Origin of the sequence: Pollutimonas rozaliensis (assembly GCF_048751585.1) — a bacterium.
Classification (GTDB): Bacteria; Pseudomonadota; Gammaproteobacteria; order Burkholderiales; family Burkholderiaceae_B.
Window position 1 is genome coordinate 1 of record NZ_JAZHOB010000386.1, and the last position, 232, is coordinate 232.

Genomic DNA, 232 nt, shown 5'->3' on the forward strand with positions numbered 1-232 from the left:
GTGTTGGCTTCAGATCTTGGCGATAGGGAGCAAGATGCCCGTAAACTATATGAGTTGATTTGGCGTCAGTTTGTGGCCTGTCAAATGCCGCCAGCGCTTTATGATGTTACCAATATTACGGTTAAAGCGGCTGATTATGAGTTAAAAGCGAAAGGCCGGGTGCTGCGTTTTGATGGTTGGACCAAAGTGCAACCAGCCATTAAACGCAAAGGTGACGAAGAGAATGAGTTAC

The 232-nt window shown here is 46.6% G+C and carries 1 protein-coding gene; it reads left to right on the forward strand.

Annotation, left to right across the window (positions count from 1 at the left end; translation table 11 throughout):
- Positions 1-232, forward strand: a 232-nt coding sequence (locus tag V0R37_RS23325) for a DNA topoisomerase (RefSeq protein ID WP_420376722.1), incomplete at both ends; no start/stop codon positions are given.